This is a genomic window from Bradyrhizobium prioriisuperbiae, assembly GCF_032397745.1.
GTDB lineage: Bacteria > Pseudomonadota > Alphaproteobacteria > Rhizobiales > Xanthobacteraceae > Bradyrhizobium_A > Bradyrhizobium_A prioriisuperbiae.
Window position 1 is genome coordinate 5922479 of sequence record NZ_CP135921.1, and the last position, 19687, is coordinate 5942165.

A 19687-nucleotide genomic window follows, 5' to 3' on the forward strand; every position below is an offset into this window, starting at 1 on the left:
GTGCGGACTATGCGGTCGCGCGCGAAGCGCCGGCTTGATCGCGCGGCTCGGCTTTCGGTGTGATGAAGCGGATGTGACAGACCAGCCCCGACGGCGGATAGCGGGACTCGGCGCTGCCGTGCATCTGACGGGTAAGGTTGGTGATCAGGCGGGTGCCGAAGCCTTCCTGCTGCGGGCGTTCGACGGTCGGACCGCCGCTTTCGCTCCAGGTCAGGCTCACCGCCGTGCCACGCTCGTCCAGCGTGGTGCTCCAGCGGATCTCGACGGCGCCGTTCTCGTTCGACAGCGCGCCGTATTTCATCGCGTTGGTGCAGAGTTCGTGCATGATCATCGCGATCGGCACCGCGCTTGTCGGCGGCAGGTCGACCGATGGCCCCGACAGCGTGAAGCGATGGCTTTCTTCGCGTAGCGTGGCCACCGCCACTTTCATGATGTCGGCCATATCGGCGTTTTCCCAGTTGCGCTGGGTCAGCAGATCGTGGCTGCGCACCAGCGCCTGTAGCCGCTCCTGGAAGCCGCGCAAGGCTTCCGGCCCCTGGCTGTGGCGAAAACTCAGGGATGCAATCGACTGCACCGTGGCCAGCGTGTTCTTGACCCGGTGCGCGAGTTCATGGACCAGGATTTCGCGGCGGGCTTCCGCGGTCTCGCGTTCACGCTCGCGTTGCTGGCTTTCGTCCATCAGGCGGTCGAAGGTCTGTCCGAGCAGGCCGATCTCGTCGTCACGATCGGTGATTCCGGTCCGCGCCATATCGTGTCCGCGCCGCCAGGCCTCCGCGGTGGCGACCACTTTCATAAGGGGCTGGCGAATCATTCCTTCGCCGACCAGCCACGCCAGCACCAGTGCGACCAGGCTCCCCAGCGCAAACAGCAGCAGGCTGCGGCGGGTGGCGTCATCGATCGGCCGCATGACCTCGTCGCGGGAGATGCCGGTCGAGACATAGAGGCCGAAGGGCGTGAGCGAAGCAGGGACGTAGCCCGCGATGCGGGTGGTGCCGTCGGGGCTCTCGATCTCGGCGGATCCCGCTGATGGCGCCGTGACGAAGGGGAGGCCGGACGGCACGATCCGGCTGCCGATGTATTTTTCAGGCGACGGTTCACGGGAGACGATGATGCCATCCCGGTCGGCGACGGTGATGGCGCTCCCGCGCGCAGCGCTGCGTTCACGGAGTTGCCGGCCCAGCCATTGCAGATTGAGGCCGGCCATCACCACGCCCTCGACGTTGCCGCCGTTCAACAGCGGCAAGGCCACCGGCACCAGATTGCGATCGGAGACCCGGCTTGCGGTGAAGGTGCCGACCGAGAATGTCTTGGTCTTCAGCACGTTCTGGAAATAATCGCGATCGCCCAGATAGGCGTTCGAACTCCGCGCTTCGCTGTAGCAGCGTACGGATCCATCGAGATTGAGAATCAGGATCGATGTCAGCGCATCCTGTCCTTTGCGGACGCGCGTCACATAACCGGAGCAGATCTCGGTGTTGTCCTGCCGGACCTCGGCGGCTTGCGAGACGGCGTGCAGGATGCCCCGGACGCCACCGAAGATCTGGTCCAGTTCGGAGACCGCGAGCTGGGTGTTGCGCAGCGCCTCGTCGTGGACTTCGGCATAGCGTGCCTTGCGCAGATCGACGGCATTGTAGGCCAGCGCCAGCAGGCCGGGCACCGCGGCAACCAGCGTCAGCGCCAGCAGCCGATGGGTCAGCGATAGCCGGCGGATAAACCCCAATGAGCGTAAAGCGTTGATCGTCCCCACCCCGTCCCCCGCCGCGTCCTGTTTGAACAGACGCAGCTCTGACCAGCCTACCCGATTGTTCCCCACGGGCGGCATTCGTAGTTCCCCGATTTGCCCGATACTGAACGCGAAATCGGGTCAGAACGGGGCACCGTCGGCGAAGTGTCGCACCCGACCGGCAATGGACTGCGCCGGGGGGCGAAAAATTGGCGACTTAAAATTATTTCGGGGGCGTGACGAGCGGCAAAGGCTTCGCTATAGAAGCGCCCAGTAGGAGTGTAGCTCAATTGGTAGAGCACCGGTCTCCAAAACCGGGGGTCGCAGGTTCGAGCCCTGCCACTCCTGCCAGATTTGAGACGCTGCCTCCGAAATCTCCCTGAAGGCCTTGAGTTTTTTGGATTAAAGCTCATTTGGCCGGGCGGCCTGAGGCCCTTTGTGAGGGCGGGGCGGCCGCAGTGCCACCTTGACGTCCCGAGCGGTCCGAAGTAGGAAGCTGCACCCGCCGTCGGCCCGATAACACGGACTTCCGAGGCGGCTTTGATTTTCCCAAATAGGGCCCGTCCGCCGGCCCCATCCTTGAAACAAGGTTGGGCACGCGAGGGGGCTTGTTCGGATTCCTGAATTCAGGGCCGGACCTGACGATGGACATGGACCAGACGATGGCGCTCAACCCGGGCAAGTTTCTGCAGGAAGTGCGGACCGAGACCAACAAGGTCTCGTGGCCGTCGCGGCGTGAAGTGGTGATCACCACCATCATGGTGTTCGTGATGGTCGCCGTGTCGTCGGTGTTTTTCTTCGCCGCGGATCAGATCATCCGCATCCTGGTGACATTCATTCTCGGCATCCAAGCCTGACGCAAGCGGACCTGACCACATGAGCATGCGCTGGTACATCGTTCACGCCTATTCGAACTTCGAAAAGAAGGTCTCGGAATCGATTCGCGAGCAGGCCAAGCAGCGCAATCTCGAGGACCTGTTCGACCAGATCCTGGTTCCGACTGAAAAGGTCACGGAAGTGCGGCGCGGCCGCAAGATCGACACCGAGCGCAAGTTCTTTCCCGGCTACGTGCTCGTGAAGATGAACCTGACCGACGAAGCGTTCCACCTGATCAAGAACACGCCCAAAGTGACGGGCTTCCTTGGCGCGGAAAACAAGCCGATGCCGATCTCGGAAGCCGAGGCCATGCGCATCATCCATCAGGTGCAGGAGGGTGTGGAGCGGCCGAAGGCATCTGTGTCCTTCGAAATCGGCGAGAACGTCCGCGTGGCGGATGGCCCCTTCGCTTCGTTCTCGGGTGTGGTCGAGGAAATCGACGAGGCGCGTTCCCGCGTCAAGGTCGCGGTGTCGATCTTCGGACGCGCGACGCCGGTCGAACTGGAATTCGGTCAGGTCGAAAAGGTCTGATCGCAGAGTTCCGTCCACGCGCGCGTGGACGGGGGAGACGGCGAGAGCCGTGTCCGCAATGCCGTGGGAGGAGGCTGCTGATCGCCAATCAGCTTGCCGAACCGAACCACGGTCCCTGAAGATCCGGATGGTCCGGATCGTTTAGAGGAGTCAAAGATGGCAAAGAAAGTGACCGGATACCTGAAGCTTCAGGTGCCGGCCGGTGCGGCGAACCCGTCGCCACCGATCGGCCCCGCGCTTGGTCAGCGCGGTCTCAACATCATGGAATTCTGCAAGGCGTTCAACGCGCAGACCCAGAAGGAAGAAAAGAACACCCCGATCCCGGTGGTCATCACCATTTATGCGGATCGTTCTTTCACCTTCGAAATGCGCACGCCGCCGATGTCCCACTTCCTCAAGCAGGCCGCCAAGATCCAGTCCGGTTCGAAAGCCCCGGGCCGCGACAAGGCCGGCGCGGTGACCAAGGCGCAGGTGCGCGAGATCGCCGAGAAGAAGATGAAGGATCTCAATTGCGACACCATCGAATCGGCCATGAAGATGGTCGAGGGCTCTGCCCGTTCGATGGGTCTGGAAGTGGCGGGGTAACGGTCATGGCAATCGGAAAACGTTTGACGAAGGCCCGCGAAGGCGTCGATCGCGAAAAGCTCTATCCGATCGCGGATGCGATCAAGATGGTGAAGGAACGCGCCAAGTCGAAGTTCGACGAGACCATCGAAATCGCGATGAATCTCGGCGTCGATCCGCGCCACGCCGACCAGATGGTCCGTGGCGTCGTCACCCTGCCGAACGGCACCGGCCGCACGCTGCGCGTCGGCGTGTTTGCCCGTGGCGCCAAGGCTGAGGAAGCCAAGGCGGCGGGTGCGGACGTGGTCGGTGCGGAAGACCTGGTCGAGAAGGTCCAGGCCGGCAACATCGATTTCGATCGTTGTATCGCCACCCCGGACATGATGCCGCTGGTCGGTCGCCTCGGTAAGGTGCTGGGTCCGCGCGGCATGATGCCGAACCCGAAGATCGGCACCGTGACCATGGACGTTGTTGGCGCCGTCAAGGGTGCCAAGGGCGGTTCGGTCGAGTTCCGCGTCGAGAAGGCCGGCATCGTGCAGGCCGGCATCGGCAAGGCTTCGTTCTCCGAGGACAAACTGGTCGAGAACGTCAAGGCGCTCGCCGACGCGGTCTCCAAGGCGAAGCCGGCGGGTGCCAAGGGCACCTACATCCAGCGCGTTGCGGTGTCCTCGACCATGGGCCCCGGCGTGAAGGTCGAGCCGGGCAGCGTGCTCGCCTGATCTCTGGAATGTTTGCATGAATCAAAGGCGGGACGGGTTTTTGCCTATCCCGCCTTTTTCTTTGGTTTCTGTTTGGTGTGGTGAGACATGGCTGCCGATCGGGTTCTGATCTATTCGCGATTTCCCAAAGCCCTGATGGTCCGGATCGGCCAGCATTTCGAACTGATCGATGCCGCCGGCAAGCCGCCGCGCGATGTCTTCAGCGCCGACCAGCTTGCTGATATCCGCGCCCTGATCACCGCTGGCGGGCAGGGGCTCGGCGCCGACGTGATGGAGATGCTGCCGAAGCTCGGCGCCATCGTCTGTTACGGCACCGGTTATGACGGCATCGATCTCTCCGCCGCCGCGCAGCGCGGCATTGCCGTTGGCAACAGCCCGGCGGCGAATGCCGCCGCCGTCGCCGATCTGGCGATGACCCTGATGCTGGCGGCGACCCGCCGCCTGATCCCGGCCGACAGTTATGTCAAAAGCGGCGGCTGGGCCTCGGCCACGCCATCGCCGCTGATGAGCGCGCCGCAAGGGCTGACCGGTGCGCGGATCGGAATCTACGGCATGGGCGAGATCGGCCGCAAGGTCGCCGCCCGCGCCGCCGCATTCGAGATGGACGTCGCCTATCACAGCCGCAGCCGTTACGACCTGCCGTTCGCTTATCATGCGACGCTCGGTGGCCTTGTCGACTGGTGCGATATCCTGGTCATCGCGGTGCGCGCCGGCCCGGACACCCAGCACATCATCGATGCGCCGATGCTGAAGCGGCTCGGACCCAACGGCACGCTGATCAACATTTCGCGCGGCTCGGTGATTGATGAGCAGGCGCTGGTCGCGGCGTTGCGCGACAAGGTCATCGGCGCCGCCGGCCTCGATGTGTTCGAGGTCGAGCCGCACAAGCCCGATGCGCTGACCGAGCTTCCGAACGTGGTGCTGACCCCGCACATCGGCGGCCACACCGCGCAGTCGCACATCGGCATGCAGGATTGCGTGATCGCCAATCTCTCGGCATTCTTTGCCGGGAAGCCGCTGGTTTATCCGGTTAAAGCCTGATCAATTCACGCTGACCAGCAGGGTGTCTTGCTGCCGTAGCACCCGGCCATCCTGTGCGCGCAACTCGATCTTGCGGATGCGCTTGCCTGTCTTGCGGTCGACCAGCCGGGTGTATTCTTCGCCCGGCTTGAACAGGTAATCGTCCGCCCACTGGCGTAACGCCACCAGCACTGGAAACAGGTCCTTGCCTTTGTCGGTGAGGACATATTCCTGATGCGGGCTGCCGTCCGATGCCGGCTTCAACTCGAAAATGCCGTGGGTCACCAGGGCGCGCAGCCGCGCGGCCAGGATGTTCTTTGCCATGCCCAGGCCTTTCTGGAATTCGCTGAAGCGTCGTCCTCCACCCAGCGCATTGCGAATGATCAGCAACGACCAGCCGTCGCCGACCACGTCGAGCGAGCGGGCGATCGGGCATTGCGCGTCCTCGAAACTGGTTCGTTTCACCATGGGAGGAGCCTCGAAGACGGGATGAGGGACCGGGGCGAATTATTTTTGCGATTCATGGTTGCAATATAAAACTCACCGATCTAAGTAGCAAGCGGAGGGTTTCATAATGAAACCATAACTGGCGGGAACAGGAACGGATCATGGCAGGCAGGCTTGCGAACAAGGTGGCGTTGATTACCGGCGGCAACAGCGGCATCGGGCTGGCCACCGCGCGGGTGTTCGTGGCGGAGGGGGCGCGGGTCGCGATCACCGGGCGCAACCAGGAAACGCTCGATCAGGCGGCGAAGGAACTCGGCGACAAGGTGCTGGCGATCACAGCCGACACCACGAATGTCGAAGACCTGGAGCGCGCCGTTGCCGCCACGGTGAAAGCATTCGGCAAGATCGACACGTTGTTCGCCAATGCCGGCATCGGCGGCGCCACGCCGCTCGGCGGCACCACGCTCAAGGCGTTCGAGGATGTCATCAGGACCAACCTGACCGCGGTGTTCTTCACCGTCCAGGCGGCGGCGCCGCATCTCAACGACAACGCGTCGGTCATTCTCAATGGGTCGGTCCATACCGCGCTCGGCATGCCCGGCTATTCGGCTTATGCCGCGACCAAGGCGGGTGTCACCGGCATGTCCCGCGTGCTGGCGTCTGAGCTCGCCCCTCGCGGCATTCGCGTCAATGTGGTGGCGCCAGGCGGCACCAAAACCCCGATCTGGAAAGGTGCGGCCCCCACGCCCGAAGCGTTCAATGCATTGGAACAGCGGATCGCCCACAGCACGCCGCTTGGCCGCATGGGCGAAGCCGATGACATCGCCAAGACAGTCCTGTTCCTGGCCTCCGACGATGCCCGCCATGTCAATGCGACGGAAATCTTCGTCGATGGCGGCACGATCGGTGCACGGATGGGGGCGGCGCTCTACCGTTGACGTCGACTTATGAGGATTGTTGCGGCGGGCCCTTCGCTCACCGCAGCTTGTCCGGATTGCGTTCCAATCAAAGTGCGGCTATCCGACCGCCGTCGCGCGCGCAACTGACCGCGAGAACACCGGCTCCGGCAGCCATGGGCCGGAACCTCCTGCGCTCGAGACGAGCGAGGAGGGCCGGATGTGACGGGGTCCGCAAATTTTGGTCGCGAATTTAAGGCCGATTCGGCCATTTCTCGGACAGGTTGCTGGAACCGGGAGGGAGAGGCCGGCCTATGCAAATTCCGGGCAACAAGGCGCTAAAAGGCCTTGGCAAGCCGGCGAAGAATCGTTAAAGAACCCCTTCCGGGCGTGCTGGCCTTTGCTGGCACGTTCGTGCGCGCTTTCCGAAAACCCAAGCTGTTAGGAGACCATTCCTCTCTGGACGTCCGCATGGAACGCTCAAAGATGGAAAGGGAGCCCACAACTGCTTGATGTTCAAGGATTTCGCGTGGGGCTGGTCTGAAAAGATCGGCTCATCCTGTCCAAGACTGCGGGTGTCAGCTGAAGGCCTTATAGGCCATTGGCCGACTTAATCTCCCGCATAGACGGGTGAAGACCGGATTTCGCATGTGGCCGTGGATGCGGTGCGCAGTGGATCGGGTTCGAACCTCGACACCTTGTGCCGGCTTCCGGTGCAAGAGGGCAGGCTACTGAAATGTCGTCCTGCCGGACGTGTCCTGACTGCGAGGTGACTCGTTGATTTGGGATCGAGGGTAGGGCGGCGGGTGCAACCCGGCGGTCCTGCCTCGTGCAAAGACCGCCAACCGGAGAGAGCTTGCTGTGGAACGAGCGGCAAAAAAAGAGGCGGTCGACGCGCTGAACGAGGTCTTTAAGGCCACCGGCGTTGCGGTCGTTGCTCATTATTCCGGCCTCACCGTGGCCCAGATGCAGAAGCTGCGTTCGCAGATGAAGCAGGCTGGGGCGTCGGTGAAGGTCTCGAAGAACCGTCTCGCCAAAATCGCTCTTGAAGGCACCGACGTTGTGGCCATCGGCTCCCTGCTAAAGGGGCCGACAGTGATCGCTACTTCCAACGATCCGGTCGCGGCGCCGAAGGTTGCCGTCGAATTCGCCAAGACGAACGAACAGTTCGTCATTCTCGGCGGTTCGATGGGTAAAACCGTCCTGAATGTCGACAGCGTGAAGGCTCTTGCCGCGCTGCCGTCTCTGGATGAACTGCGCGCGAAGATCCTCGGCCTCCTTGTGGCGCCGGCGACCAAGATCGCTCAGCTCACCACCGCACCGGCGGCGAAGCTCGCCCGCGTGGTTCAGGCATATGCCTCAAAGAACGAAGCGGCGTAGGCCCTTCGCAAATCCAACCTGGTTCGAACTGATACGCTGAAGGAAATACATCAATGGCTGACTTGCAGAAGATTGTGGACGATTTGTCGAGCCTGACCGTGCTCGAAGCCGCCGAACTCGCGAAGCTTCTCGAAGAGAAGTGGGGCGTTTCGGCTGCTGCTGCCGTGGCGGTTGCCGCGGCTCCGGGCGCGGCTGCTGCTGCCGTCGAAGAGAAGACCGAATTCTCGGTCGTGCTCGCGGCTGCCGGCGACAAGAAGATTGAGGTCATCAAGGAAGTCCGTGCGATCACGGGCCTCGGCCTCAAGGAAGCCAAGGACCTCGTCGAGGGCGCGCCGAAGCCGGTCAAGGACGGCGTGGCCAAGGACGAAGCCGAAAAGATCAAGGCTCAGCTCGAGAAGGCTGGCGCCAAGGTCGAACTCAAGTAAGTCGATTTGGGCCGGTTCCTTATTGGAACCGGCCCGCTTCTTCGAAATCTGCAGCATTTCAAGATGTTGGGTCTGGAACTGCTGCGAAAGCCGCCCATATAGGGGCGGAGGCACGAAAATGCGGTCCGCCCTCGGGAATCAGATAGATCTCGATGCCGGACAGCGGGAGACGAACCGATTTCGGGCTTTTGCAGTCCGTAACGACAGGATTCAGACGGGCAGAGCGTGGCAGCGCTCCGCACGTCGTTTTGCGTTCTGAGATTCAGGTCCGCTGGAATTCGGAACGAGTGGGATTTTAACCCGAAGCGCGATGCCAGTTTCGCTTTGGAAGGTCCGCCCCGGCAGGCGGCGAAATGAGAGGCCACGATGGCGCAGCAAACGTTCACCGGTCGCAAACGCGTTCGCAAGTTTTTTGGACAAATCAAGGAAGTGGCTGAGATGCCGAACCTCATCGAGGTTCAAAAGGCATCCTATGACCAGTTCCTGATGGTCGCCGAACCGGCGGGCGGACGGCTGGATGAAGGCCTGCAGGCGGTGTTCAAGTCGGTGTTCCCGATCTCCGACTTCTCCAACACCTCGATGCTGGAATTCGTCCGCTATGAGTTCGAGGCGCCGAAGTATGACGTCGACGAGTGCCGCCAGCGCGGCATGACCTTTGCCGCGCCGTTGAAGGTGACGCTGCGCCTGATCGTGTTCGATATCGACGAAGAAACCGGCGCGCGTTCGGTCAAGGACATCAAGGAGCAGGATGTCTACATGGGCGATATTCCGCTCATGACCATGAACGGCACCTTCATCGTCAACGGCACCGAGCGCGTCATCGTCTCGCAGATGCACCGCTCGCCCGGCGTGTTCTTCGATCACGACAAGGGCAAGACCCATTCGTCGGGCAAGCTGCTGTTCGCCGCCCGCGTCATTCCTTATCGCGGTTCGTGGCTCGACATCGAGTTCGACGCCAAGGACATCGTGTTCGCGCGTATCGACCGTCGCCGCAAGATTCCGGTGACGTCGCTGATGTATGCGCTGGGTCTCGACGGTGAAGAGATCCTGTCGACCTTCTACAAGAAGATCGCCTACAAGCGCACCAAGGAAGGCTGGCGCGTGCCGTTCGACGCCGCGCGTTTCCGCGGCTACACCACCATCAACGACCTGATCGACGCCGACACCGGCAAGGTCGTGCTCGAGGCCGGCAAGAAGCTCACCGTCCGTGCCGCCCGTCAGCTCCAGGAAAAGGGGCTGAAGGCGCTGCGCATGTCGGACGAGGAGTTGGTCACCAACTATCTCGCGGAAGATCTCGTCAACCCGAAGACCGGCGAAATCCATGCCGAGGCCGGCGACGAAATCACCGAGAAGTCGCTGAAGGTGCTCAACGAGATCGGCTACAAGGAACTGCCGATCCTCGACATCGACCACGTCAATGTCGGGCCCTACATCCGCAACACGCTCAATGCCGACAAGAACATGACGCGTGAAGACGCGCTGTTCGATATCTACCGCGTGATGCGCCCGGGCGAGCCGCCGACGCTGGATTCGGCGCAGAACATGTTCCAGTCGCTGTTCTTCGATTCGGAGCGCTACGACCTCTCGGCCGTCGGCCGGGTGAAGATGAACATGCGCCTCGAACTCGATGCGCCGGACACCCATCGCACGCTGCGCAAGGAAGACATCCTCTCCGTCATCAAGACGCTGGTGGACCTGCGTGACGGCAAGGGCGAAATCGACGACATCGACCATCTCGGCAACCGCCGGGTGCGTTCGGTCGGCGAATTGATGGAGAACCAGTACCGCATCGGTCTGCTGCGCATGGAGCGTGCGATCAAGGAGCGCATGTCGTCGGTCGATATCGACACCGTCATGCCGCAGGACCTGATCAACGCCAAGCCGGCCGCCGCCGCGGTGCGCGAGTTCTTCGGTTCGTCGCAGCTGTCGCAGTTCATGGACCAGACCAACCCGCTGTCGGAGATCACCCACAAGCGCCGCTTGTCGGCGCTTGGCCCGGGCGGTCTGACCCGCGAGCGCGCCGGCTTCGAAGTGCGCGACGTGCATCCGACCCACTACGGCCGTATCTGCCCGATCGAGACGCCGGAAGGCCCGAACATCGGTCTGATCAACTCGCTCGCTACCTTCGCCCGCGTCAACAAGTACGGCTTCGTCGAGACGCCGTATCGCAAGGTGAAGGACGGCCGCGTCACCGACGAGGTGATCTACCTCTCGGCGATGGAAGAGGGCCGTCACCACGTTGCGCAGGCCAACGTGCCGCTCGACGCCAAGGGCCGCTTCACGGAAGACTTGGTCGTCGCGCGTCATGCCGGCGACGTGTTGCAGGTCACGCCGGACAAGGTCGACTACATGGACGTGTCGCCGAAACAGCTGGTTTCGGTCGCCGCGGCGCTGATCCCGTTCCTCGAGAACGACGACGCCAACCGCGCGCTGATGGGCTCGAACATGCAGCGTCAGGCCGTGCCGCTGGTCCGTGCCGAGGCGCCGTTCGTCGGCACCGGCATGGAAGGCGTCGTGGCACGCGACTCCGGTGCTGCGATTGCATCCCGCCGTTCGGGCGTGATCGACCAGATCGACGCAACCCGTATCGTCATCCGGGCGACCGACGATCTCGATCCGACCAAGTCGGGCGTCGATATCTACCGCCTGATGAAGTATCAGCGCTCCAACCAGTCGACCTGCATCAACCAGCGTCCGCTGGTGAAGGTCGGCGACGTGGTCAAGAAGGGTGACATCATCGCTGACGGTCCGTCGACCGATCTCGGTGAGCTCGCGCTCGGCCGCAACGTGCTGGTCGCGTTCATGCCGTGGAATGGCTACAACTTCGAAGACTCGATCCTGCTCTCCGAGCGGATCGTGAAGGACGACGTGTTCACGTCCATTCACATCGAGGAATTCGAGGTGATGGCCCGCGACACCAAGCTTGGTCCTGAGGAAATCACCCGCGATATTCCGAACGTCTCGGAAGAAGCGCTGAAGAACCTCGACGAAGCCGGCATCGTCTACATCGGTGCGGAAGTGCGCGCCGGCGACATCCTGGTCGGCAAGATCACGCCGAAGGGCGAAAGCCCGATGACGCCGGAAGAAAAGCTGCTGCGCGCGATCTTCGGTGAAAAGGCGTCCGACGTTCGCGATACCTCGCTCCGCGTGCCTCCGGGCGTGCAGGGCACCATCGTCGAAGTGCGGGTGTTCAACCGGCATGGCGTCGACAAGGACGAGCGCGCCCTGGCGATCGAACGGGAAGAGATCGAGCGTCTGGCCAAGGACCGCGACGACGAGCAGGCGATCCTGGATCGTAACGTGTTCGGCCGTCTTGCCGAGCTCCTGAACAACCGCGAAGGCATCGCGGGTCCGAAGGGCTTCAAGAAGGACACCCGGATCACCAAGGCAGTGCTGGAAGAGTATCCGCGCTCGCAGTGGTGGCTGTTTGCCTCGCCGAACGACAAGCTGATGGCCGAGATCGAGGCCATGCGGAAGCAGTACGACGAGTCGAAGAAGGGCCTTGAACAGCGCTTCCTCGACAAGGTCGAGAAGCTGCAGCGTGGTGACGAACTTCCGCCCGGCGTGATGAAGATGGTCAAGGTCTTCGTCGCGGTGAAGCGCAAGATCCAGCCCGGCGACAAGATGGCGGGACGTCACGGCAACAAGGGCGTGGTGTCGAAGATCGTGCCGATCGAAGACATGCCGTTCCTGGAAGACGGGACCCATGCCGACATCGTGCTCAATCCGCTCGGCGTGCCGAGCCGCATGAACGTCGGTCAGATTCTCGAAACCCATCTCGGCTGGGCCTGTGCCGGCCTCGGCAAGCGGATCGGCCAGGCGGTCGATGCTTACCTGGCGAAGCAGGACACCAAGCCGCTGAAGGAGACCTTGAAGAAGGTCTACGGCGAGGACGAGACCATCAAGTCGCTCGGCGATACCGAGTTGCTTGAGCTCGGCCGCAATCTCACCCACGGCGTGCCGATCGCGACGCCGGTGTTCGATGGCGCCAAGGAAAGCGACATCGAAGAGATGCTGAAGCTGGCGGGTCTCGACGGCTCTGGTCAGTCGACGGTCTATGACGGCCGCACGGGTGACGAGTTCGATCGCAAGGTGACGGTGGGCTACATCTACATGCTCAAGCTGCACCATCTTGTGGACGACAAGATCCATGCCCGTTCGATCGGTCCGTACTCGCTCGTCACGCAGCAGCCGCTGGGTGGCAAGGCGCAGTTCGGCGGCCAGCGCTTCGGCGAAATGGAGGTGTGGGCGCTCGAAGCTTACGGCGCGGCTTACACCTTGCAGGAAATGCTGACCGTGAAGTCGGACGACGTCGCGGGCCGCACCAAGGTGTACGAAGCGATCGTGCGCGGCGACGACACGTTCGAGGCCGGTATTCCGGAATCGTTCAACGTGCTGGTCAAGGAAATGCGCTCGCTCGGCCTCAACGTCGACCTGCACAACTCCAAGCTCACCCCGGGGACGACTGCCGAGGCGGCTGAGTAAAGCATTCGCCCCTTCCGTGCGCGGAAGGGGCTCCCGGACGGGTTCGCGAACGCGGACCCGTTTGCGGCCTTCCCCGTAAGCGGGGCGAGAAGCGAAATTCGGAAAACGACCCGCGGGCCGAGGCTCTACGGTCGAGGAGAAGACGATGAACCAAGAGATTATGAACCTCTTCAATCCGACGACGCCGGCTCAGGTCTTCGACCAGATCCGGATCTCGATCGCGTCGCCGGAAAAGATTCTCTCGTGGTCCTACGGCGAGATCAAGAAGCCGGAGACGATCAACTACCGTACCTTCAAGCCCGAGCGCGACGGCCTGTTCTGCGCCCGCATTTTCGGGCCGATCAAGGATTACGAGTGCTTGTGCGGCAAGTACAAGCGCATGAAGTACAAGGGCATCATCTGCGAGAAGTGCTCGGTCGAAGTCACGCTGTCGCGCGTCCGGCGCGAGCGCATGGGTCATATCGAGCTCGCTGCTCCGGTCGCCCACATCTGGTTCCTGAAGTCGCTGCCGAGCCGCATCGGATTGCTGCTCGACATGACGCTGAAGGATCTCGAGCGGATTCTGTATTTCGAATACTACGTCGTCCTCGAGCCGGGTCTCACCGCGCTCAAGGACCGTCAGCTGCTGTCCGAAGAAGAGTATCTTCGCGCCCAGGACGAGTACGGCCAGGACTCCTTCACCGCCATGATCGGCGCTGAAGCCATTCGCGAACTGCTGAAGGGCCTCGATCTCGAGAAGCTCGAAGGTCAGCTGCGCGTCGACATGGGCGAGACTGAATCCGACATCAAGCACAAGAAGCTCGCCAAGCGCCTGAAGATCGTCGAGGCCTTCCGCCATTCCGGCAACAAGCCGGAGTGGATGATCCTCACGGTGGTGCCGGTGATCCCGCCGGACCTGCGTCCGCTGGTGCCGCTCGACGGCGGCCGCTTCGCGACCTCGGATCTCAACGATCTCTATCGCCGCGTCATCAACCGCAACAATCGTCTGAAGCGGCTGATGGAATTGCGGGCGCCGGACATCATCATCCGCAACGAAAAGCGCATGCTGCAGGAAGCAGTCGACGCGCTGTTCGACAACGGCCGCCGCGGCCGCGTCATCACCGGCGCCAACAAGCGTCCGCTGAAGTCGCTCGCCGACATGCTGAAGGGCAAGCAGGGCCGCTTCCGTCAGAACCTGCTCGGCAAGCGCGTCGACTATTCGGGCCGTTCGGTGATCGTGGTCGGTCCCGAACTGCGCCTGCATCAGTGCGGCCTGCCGAAGAAGATGGCGCTCGAACTGTTCAAGCCGTTCATCTATTCGCGGCTCGACGCCAAGGGTCTGTCCACCACGGTGAAGCAGGCGAAGAAGCTGGTCGAGAAGGAGCGTCCCGAGGTCTGGGACATCCTCGACGAGGTCATTCGCGAGCATCCCGTGCTGCTCAACCGCGCGCCGACGCTGCATCGTCTCGGCATCCAGGCGTTCGAGCCCGTGCTGATCGAGGGCAAGGCGATCCAGCTGCATCCGCTGGTCTGCGCCGCGTTCAACGCCGACTTCGACGGCGACCAGATGGCCGTGCACGTCCCGCTGTCGCTCGAAGCGCAACTGGAAGCGCGCGTGCTGATGATGTCGACCAACAACATCCTGCATCCGGCCAACGGTCAGCCGATCATCGTGCCGTCGCAGGACATCGTGCTCGGTCTGTATTATCTGTCGCTGATGCGTGAAGGCCTGCCCGGCGAGGGCAAGGTGTTCGGCGAAATGGCCGAGCTCGAGCACGCCCTGTTCTCCAAGGTGATCCACCTCCACACCAAGATCAAATACCGGTGGGAGGGAATGGACGAGACCGGCAAGGTGGGCAAGCGCTGGATCGACACCACCGCGGGCCGCGTCATGCTGGGTCAGGTGCTGCCGAAATCGCCGAAGATGCCGTTCGAAGTCATCAACAAGCTGATGACCAAGCGCGAAATCTCCGGCGTGATCGATCAGGTCTACCGTCACTGCGGTCAGAAGGAGACTGTGATCTTCTGCGACCGCATCATGGCGCTCGGCTTCTACAACGCCTTCAAGGCGGGCATTTCGTTCGGCAAGGACGACATGGTCGTGCCGCACGGCAAGTGGAAGATCGTCGACGACACCCGTTCGCTGGCGAAGGAATTCGAGCAGCAGTACAATGACGGCCTGATCACTCAGGGCGAAAAGTACAACAAGGTGGTCGACGCCTGGTCGAAGGCTACTGAAAAGATCGCCGAGGAGATGATGAAGGAGATCTCCTCCGTCAAGCGCAACCCGAAGACCGGGGAAGTCGCCCAGGTCAACTCGATCTACATGATGGCGCACTCCGGTGCGCGTGGTTCGCCGGCGCAGATGCGTCAGCTCGCGGGTATGCGCGGACTGATGGCGAAGCCGTCGGGCGAGATCATCGAGACGCCGATCATTTCCAACTTCAAGGAAGGTCTCTCGGTTCTCGAGTACTTCAACTCGACCCACGGCGCCCGCAAGGGTCTCGCCGACACCGCGTTGAAGACCGCGAACTCCGGCTACCTGACCCGGCGTCTGGTCGACGTCGCGCAGGACTGCATCATCACGGCTGATGATTGCGGCACCAAGCAGGGCATCAAGATGCGCGCCATCATTGATGCCGGCACGGTGGTCGCATCGCTGTCCTCGCGCATTCTCGGCCGCACCGCGGGCGAGGACTTGCGCGATCCGGTGAGCGGCAAGGTGGTCGTCAAGCGCGGCGTGCTGATGGAAGAAATCCATGTCGACGCCATCACCCAGGCCGGCATCCAGGAGGTCAAGATCCGCTCCGCACTGACCTGCGAGCTGGTCAACGGCATCTGCGGCAAGTGTTATGGGCGCGATCTCGCCCGCGGCACTCCGGTCAACCACGGTGAGGCGGTCGGCGTGATCGCGGCGCAGTCGATCGGCGAGCCGGGCACCCAGCTGACGATGCGTACCTTCCACATCGGCGGCGCGGCGCAGATCAACGAGCAGTCGTTCATCGAATCCAACTTCGACGGCAAGATCGTGATCCGCAACAAGGCCATTTCGACCAATGCCGAAGGGCATGCGATCGCAATGGTGCGCAACATGGTGGTGGCGGTGGTCGATCCCGACGGCACCGAGCGCGCGACCCATCGTATCCAGTACGGCGCGCGGATGCGCGTCGACGAGGGCGATATGATCAAGCGCGGCCAGCGCATCGCGGAGTGGGATCCCTATACCCGTCCCATTCTCACCGAGGTCGAAGGCATCATCGCGTTCGAGGATCTGGTCGAAGGCCAGTCGATTTCGGAAACGCTGGACGAGGCCACCGGTATCGCCAAGCGCGTGGTCATCGACTGGCGCACGTCGGGCCGTGGTGCGGACCTGCGTCCGGCCATCGTCATCAAGGGCAAGGACGGCAAGGTTCTCAAGCTCGCACGTGGCGGTGACGCCCGCTACATGCTGTCGGTCGACGCCATTCTGTCGGTGGACACCGGTGCCAAGGTGACGGCGGGCGACGTGGTCGCGCGTATCTCGACGGAAAGCGCCAAGACGCGCGACATCACCGGCGGTCTGCCGCGTGTTGCCGAGTTGTTCGAAGCGCGCAAGCCGAAGGATGCAGCGATCATCGCTGAAATCGCCGGCACGATCCGGTTCGGTCGCGACTACAAGAACAAGCGCCGGATCTCGATCGAGCCCGTCGACAAGACCGAGGAGACTCGCGAGTACCTGATCCCGAAGGGCAAGCACATCCATCTGCAGGACGGCGACATCGTCGAAAAGGGCGATTTCATCGTCGAAGGCAATCCGGCGCCGCACGACATTCTGGCGATCAAGGGCATCGAGGAACTCGCTGCCTATCTGGTCAACGAAATCCAGGAAGTCTACCGGTTGCAGGGCGTGCTCATCAACGACAAGCACATCGAGGTGATTGTCCGTCAGATGCTGCAGAAGGTGGAGATCACCGAGCAGGGCGAGACCGACATGATCTCGGGCGAACAGATCGACAAGATCGAGTTCGACCAGATCAACGCCAAGGCCAAGGAAGAGGGCAAGAAGATTGCAACTGGGACCCCGGTGCTGCTCGGCATCACCAAGGCCAGCCTGCAGACCCGCTCCTTCTTCTCGGCGGCGTCGTTCCAGGAGACCACCCGCGTGCTCACCGAAGCCGCCGTCAACGGCAAGGTGGACCCGCTGGAAGGCCTCAAGGAGAACGTCATTGTCGGCCGGCTGATCCCGGCTGGTACCGGTGCTTCGATGTCGAAGATCCGCGAAGTCGCAGGCAAGCGCGACAAGCTGATCCTGGACGAGCGCGAGAAGCAGGCCGAGGCGGCGATTGTGCCGTCCGCGCCGGAACCGGAGCCGCTGGCTCTGCCGTCCGCGGAGTAAGCCAGGGTTGTAAAACCTCACGAAAAGGCCGGCGCAAGCCGGCCTTTTTGCGGTTTTTACCCCTTACGGCCGTGAAAACTCCTTTTGTTCATCTTCCTTTCATATGAAAAAGTGCTTTGTTTGAGGCAACTTAGACTGGGCTTAAACCGGTTGGGGCGAACTTTGCCGCCGCCGCAGTCGGCGGGATAACAGGAACACTATGCTCGATCTTGCAATCGTTGGGGGCGGGCCGGGCGGCCTGATGAGCGCCTGGTATCTCAAGAAGAAACTGGGAAGCCTCTGCCGCATCACCATCTATGAAGCCACCGACCGGGTCGGCGGCAAGGTTCTCACGCGCAAATTCGACAGCGCGCCGGCGATGTATGAGGCCGGCGTCGCCGAGATTTATGACTACTCCATGACGGGCCCCGACCCGCTGCGCGAACTGATTCAGCACTTCGGCCTGCAGACCATCCCGATGGACGCTGAACAGGTGATGCTCGATGGCGAGCTGCTGGAGGATGTTCTGGGCATGCGCCGCAAGTACGGTGCCAAGACCGCGGACGCAATCGAGGCCTTCCGCAAGCTGTGCGCCAACGAGATTTCACCGGCGGAATACTATGAGGGCGTCGGCGCGCACGACAACGAGCATCCGTGGGCCTTCATGACTGCTGAGGAACTGCTCGACCGCGAGGTGAAGGACCCGGTCGCCAAGCGTTTCTTCAAGGTGATGGCGCGCTCCGATATCGCGACTGAGAGCCACAACACCAATGGCCTGAATGCGCTCAAGAACTTCGTGATGGATGTAGAGGGTTATATCGGCCTTTACTCGATCCAGAACGGCAACGAACAGCTGATCTCCTGCCTGGAGTCGGAGATTGACGCCGAGATCAAGCTCAATCACCGCGTACTGAGGGTCGGCAAGACCGAGGCGGGGCGCTATCAGCTGAACATGCTGAACGGCAAGCATCCGGTGGTCGAGGATTTCGACCTGGTGCTGATGTGCCTGCCGCACAACTGGTTGACCACCGTGAACTGGGGCGGCGAGAAGCTGCGGCAGTCGATGGTGAAGCACGTCGCCTATTTCGATCGTCCGGCGCACTATCTGCGGGTGTCGGTGCTGTTCGACAGCCCGTTCTGGGGCGACAAGATCCCGGGCGCTTGGTTCATGTCGGAGGCGTTCGGCGGCTGCTGCGTCTATGTCGAGGGCGCGCGCCACGATGTCGGCCGGCACGGTGTGCTGAACTGGCTGATCGCGGGCTCCGACGCGCTGGCCTATGTCGGCCTGCGCGATGAGCAACTGATCGATGTCGCACTGAAGACGCTGCCGGCGTCGCTGGGCGATGCTCGCGCGCATTTTGTCGAGGGCAAGATCCACCGCTGGCTGTCGTCGGTGAATGCTATTCCGGGCGGCCTGCCGGCACGGGACGTCATCACCAATCACCGGCCCGAGCCGGTCGAGCATCCAGGGCTGGTCGTGGTCGGCGACTATCTCTTCGATTCCACCCTGAACGGCTTGCTTGATTCGTCCGATGCGGCGACCGACATCATCCTGACGCAGATGATGAAGCTGCGGAATGCCCGCGGTGAGGGGGGGCACCAGGCTTCGGACAAGATCGACCGCGCCTATTTCGAGAATTATCGCGGGGTCGGGCCCTACCACGAGGTCTGGAGCCGATTCACCGATCCATCATATCTGACCGATCTGATCCGGATCGTGTGGGGCCGGGCGAGGGGCTACAAACTCCTGATCGCGGGCTCGGCCAGCGGCGAGCTGGTGGGTGCGCTGCGCGAGCGCGGCATCGACGCCTGGGGCATCGAGAACAATCGCGCCATTCACGCCAAGACGCCGAAAGCGCTGCGCAAGTACAACAAGCTCGGGTCCATCACCGATCTGCCGTTCCGCAACGGCCAGTTCGACTTCGTGTTCGAAACCAGCCTGTGCCACGTTTCGGAAAAACAGGTGGCGAAGGCGGTCCGCGAACTCAATCGTGTCATGAAGACGGGCCTGGTATTCGCCTCCGTCACCAGCGACATGCCGCCGGCGCTGATCGACCAGTACGACCTGCTGCGGGGTGTCAAGAAACTGGGCACCTGGTGGGAGTGGTCGGAACTGTTCTTTGGCAACGGCTTCGATCTGTCGATGAACCGGCGCGATACCATCGACGCCGTGTGGGCCGCGACCCTGGCCGCGGGCAAGGGACCGGGCAACTGGTACATCGACGCCGACAGCCTGCGCTATTCGTTCTTTGACAAGGTCGCCGCGGACGATTAATCGCATCATTGGA

Annotated in this window: 13 protein-coding genes and 1 tRNA gene; 12 read left to right on the plus strand and 2 right to left on the minus strand. The window is 62.3% G+C overall.

Translation table 11 applies throughout. From position 1 onward, the window contains the following. Positions 1-7: 7 nt before the first annotated feature. Complete coding sequence (locus RS897_RS28070) at positions 8-1747, minus strand: sensor histidine kinase (protein ID WP_315831969.1); 1740 nt, start codon at positions 1745-1747, stop codon at positions 8-10. A 251-nt stretch (positions 1748-1998) separates the two neighbouring features. Between RS897_RS28070 and RS897_RS28075 the strand changes: the two genes are divergently transcribed. The 6 genes from RS897_RS28075 to RS897_RS28100 all read left to right on the plus strand — a co-directional run bounded on the left by RS897_RS28075 (position 1999) and on the right by RS897_RS28100 (position 5454). After that, positions 1999-2074, plus strand: a tRNA-Trp gene (locus RS897_RS28075). A gap of 311 nt (positions 2075-2385) precedes the next feature. Continuing rightward, positions 2386-2580 (plus strand): preprotein translocase subunit SecE, encoded by a 195-nt coding sequence (gene secE, locus RS897_RS28080; RefSeq protein ID WP_315838765.1) that lies wholly within the window; start codon positions 2386-2388, stop codon positions 2578-2580. 19 nt (positions 2581-2599) lie between these two features. After that, positions 2600-3130, plus strand: a complete 531-nt coding sequence (gene nusG / locus RS897_RS28085; RefSeq protein WP_315831970.1) for a transcription termination/antitermination protein NusG — start codon at positions 2600-2602, stop codon at positions 3128-3130. A gap of 156 nt (positions 3131-3286) precedes the next feature. Continuing rightward, positions 3287-3715 carry a 50S ribosomal protein L11 gene (gene rplK / locus RS897_RS28090; protein ID WP_315831971.1) on the plus strand — a complete coding sequence of 143 codons (429 nt, stop codon included), beginning with the start codon at positions 3287-3289 and terminating at the stop codon, positions 3713-3715. A 5-nt stretch (positions 3716-3720) separates the two neighbouring features. Continuing rightward, positions 3721-4413 (plus strand): 50S ribosomal protein L1, encoded by a 693-nt coding sequence (gene rplA / locus RS897_RS28095; protein ID WP_315831972.1) that lies wholly within the window; start codon positions 3721-3723, stop codon positions 4411-4413. An 87-nt stretch (positions 4414-4500) separates the two neighbouring features. Then, positions 4501-5454, plus strand: a complete 954-nt coding sequence (locus RS897_RS28100; protein WP_315831973.1) for a 2-hydroxyacid dehydrogenase — start codon at positions 4501-4503, stop codon at positions 5452-5454. Here RS897_RS28100 and RS897_RS28105 read toward each other — a convergent pair whose 3' ends face one another. Further along, positions 5455-5901: a winged helix-turn-helix transcriptional regulator gene (locus tag RS897_RS28105; protein ID WP_315831974.1), complete on the minus strand. Its 447-nt coding sequence runs from the start codon at positions 5899-5901 to the stop codon at positions 5455-5457. 140 nt (positions 5902-6041) lie between these two features. Here RS897_RS28105 and RS897_RS28110 point away from each other — a divergent pair, with 140 nt between their 5' ends. From RS897_RS28110 to RS897_RS28135, 6 genes are all read left to right on the plus strand, one after another. Beyond that, positions 6042-6818, plus strand: a complete 777-nt coding sequence (locus RS897_RS28110; protein WP_315831975.1) for an SDR family NAD(P)-dependent oxidoreductase — start codon at positions 6042-6044, stop codon at positions 6816-6818. 819 nt (positions 6819-7637) lie between these two features. Then, positions 7638-8156 carry a 50S ribosomal protein L10 gene (rplJ, locus tag RS897_RS28115; protein WP_315831976.1) on the plus strand — a complete coding sequence of 173 codons (519 nt, stop codon included), beginning with the start codon at positions 7638-7640 and terminating at the stop codon, positions 8154-8156. Positions 8157-8209: 53 nt separating this feature from the next. After that, on the plus strand, positions 8210-8581 hold the full coding sequence (gene rplL / locus RS897_RS28120; RefSeq protein WP_315831977.1) for a 50S ribosomal protein L7/L12: 372 nt from the start codon (positions 8210-8212) through the stop codon (positions 8579-8581). A gap of 366 nt (positions 8582-8947) precedes the next feature. After that, a complete protein-coding gene (gene rpoB, locus RS897_RS28125; protein ID WP_315831978.1) occupies positions 8948-13066 on the plus strand; it encodes a DNA-directed RNA polymerase subunit beta in 4119 nt (1372 codons plus the stop codon). A 145-nt stretch (positions 13067-13211) separates the two neighbouring features. Next, positions 13212-17420, plus strand: coding sequence for a DNA-directed RNA polymerase subunit beta' (gene rpoC / locus RS897_RS28130; RefSeq protein ID WP_315831979.1), 4209 nt, complete (start codon positions 13212-13214; stop codon positions 17418-17420). 199 nt (positions 17421-17619) lie between these two features. Beyond that, on the plus strand, positions 17620-19674 hold the full coding sequence (locus tag RS897_RS28135; RefSeq protein ID WP_315831980.1) for an FAD-dependent oxidoreductase: 2055 nt from the start codon (positions 17620-17622) through the stop codon (positions 19672-19674). Positions 19675-19687 lie beyond the last annotated feature (13 nt).